The 2644-nt window shown below is 27.5% G+C and carries 1 protein-coding gene; it reads left to right on the top strand.

All coding sequences use genetic code 11. The annotated features are described in order from the left end of the window. Window positions 1-2535, top strand: a 2535-nt coding sequence (locus ACIQZC_RS10590; protein WP_396139190.1) for a TonB-dependent receptor plug domain-containing protein, incomplete at its 5' end; no start/stop codon positions are given. Between the last annotated feature and the right edge of the window lie 109 nt (window positions 2536-2644).

The raw sequence follows: 2644 nt of genomic DNA, 5'->3' as shown, positions 1-2644 counted from the left end.
ACCCTTTTGAAAGCCATTTTCAAAGACACCAATCTGAATTTTTATTTGAGCGGAAAGCACGTGATTCTCACCGAAAACAATATTATTTATGATAAAGTATCAAGTGATTTTTTAGAAAATTCTGATTTAAATTTTACCAATAACCCTGTTTTAATTCAAGAAATAGAAAAAAGCAGTAATGATTCAAATGAAAAAACCGAGGAACTTATTGTTATTGGTAAGGAATCTATTTCAAAAGAAAAAAAATCATATGTTATTTCAGGTTTTATTTTTAATAAAAAAAATGACACTCCCGTAAATGAAGCAGTCATAAAAAATCAAAATGGCATAAAGGCTATTTCAAACGAAAAAGGATTTTACAAAATTACGTTACCCTATGGAAAGCATTCAATTAAAATTGAAGCAATGGGTTATAAAAAAAATAATTTTACTATAATAGCCTTCAATAATGGAACAAAAGATTTTAAAATTAATGAAGCAATTACCGAATTGAATGAAATAGTAATTGAACCTATAAGCGATAAAAAAATAAAAAACACCACATCTGGAGTTACTTCAATAAATATGGAGGAATTAAAAAATGTTCCGATGGTGCTTGGTGAAAGAGATATATTAAAAGTAGCAACTACACTCCCTGGAATTAAAACAGCCGGAGAAGGTTCGGCTGGAGTTAATGTTAGAGGAGGAAAAGAAGATCAAAATCTTTTTTTATTAGATAACGCAACCATCTATAATCCATCACATTTTTTTGGTTTTTTCTCTTCAATTAATCCTTATGTAATAAAAAATGCTGAAATATATAAAGGAAGTATTCCTGTAGAATTTGGCGGAAGACTATCTTCAGTATTTGATATTCAGATTAAAAATGGCACAAACGATAAAATATCGGGAGAAGGTGGTATCGGACCTGTAACGAGTAATTTAACCATTAATGTACCCGTTGTAAAGGGTAAATCAAATGTTTTAGTTGGTGGCCGCGCTACTTATTCGGATTGGATTTTAAAAGAATTAAACAATCCTGAAATTAAAAACAGTAAAGCTTCCTTTTATGATTTTATACTAAAATATAATCACCAATTATCAAAAAAAACAAGTTTAGAATCAACAATTTATTACAGTAAAGATCAATTTAATTTAACTTCTGATTCTATTTATAAATACAGTAATCGAATATTGTCAATAAATGGAAGACATTCATTTAATGATAAAAACAAGGCAGAATTTGGTATTACCAATTCAGAATATAAATTTGGAATTGATTTTGAAAAAAACAATCAAAAATCATTTAATTTTGGCTTTAAAGTGAATGAAACAAAACTGTTTTACAAAGGGATATATAATTATAGTGAGAAGCACAAATTTACTTATGGTGTAAATTCAACACTTTACAATATTAATCCAGGAACACTTGTGCCAACTGATGAAAATTCATTATTAACCTATCAAAGTGTTCAAAAAGAAAAAGGATTAGAAAATGCTTTATTTTTGTCCGATAATGTTGCAATTACAAATAAATTTTCGATAAATCTAGGCCTTCGTTTTTCTAATTTTTTAGCGCTTGGGCCATCAAAACAAATAGAATATCTTCCAGAGTCACAAATAATAGAAGGCAATGAAGTTAGCGAAAGAGTATATAAAAACAACGAAACAATAAAAAATTTCAATGGTATAGAATACAGAATTGCACTAAGGCAATTATTTTCAGAAACTATTTCAATGAAATTAAGTTACGATACAAATTATCAATATCTACATAAACTTTCTACAAATACAACACAATCGCCTACAGATACATGGAAACTAGCTGATTTAAATATTAAGCCCAGCTTCGGACAACAAATTTCATTAGGTTTCTTCAAAAATTTTCAAGAAAAACCATATGAGATAAGTATTGAAGCTTATTATAAAAAATCAACCAATATATTAGATTATAAAGTTGGTGCAGAATTAATATTAAATAACCATATAGAAACAGAGGTCCTTCAAGGTGAAGGAAAATCATATGGTGTTGAATTTTTATTAAAAAAATCAAGCGGAAGATTAAATGGCTGGATTGGTTACAGTTATTCACGATCTTTAATAAAATTAGACAGTAAGTTTGCGAATGAAAAGGTAAATAATGGAAACTTTTTTGCTTCAAATTTTGACAAGCCTCACGATTTTAGTGTAATTTTAAATTACAAATTCACAAAAAGATATAGTATGTCTACTAATTTTATTTATCAAACAGGAAGACCAATTACTTACCCAATAGGAAGTTATGAATATGAGGGAAATCAATATACACTTTATAGTAACAGAAATGAATTTAGAGTTCCCGATTACTACAGATTAGACATTGGATTTAATATTGAAGGAAACCATAAAATAAAGAAATTAGCGCATAGCTACTGGAACATTTCAATATATAATGTTTTAGGCAGAAATAATCCGTATTCTATATACTTTGTTTCTGAAGAAGGAAAAATAAAGGCTTATCAAACAAGCATCTTTTCAATTCCAGTTCCAACTATTACTTATAATTTTAAATTTTAACTATGAAAATATTTCAAAAAATAGCACATATTTTATTAGTAACATTTTTACTATTTGAAACAAGCAGTTGTACAGAACCCTATGCATTACAATCTAACAATTATCAAAA

The sequence above is a fragment of the Flavobacterium sp. genome (assembly GCF_044338735.1).
In the GTDB taxonomy this organism is placed as follows: domain Bacteria; phylum Bacteroidota; class Bacteroidia; order Flavobacteriales; family Flavobacteriaceae; genus Flavobacterium.
This window is presented reverse-complemented; position numbering and strand designations above follow the sequence as displayed.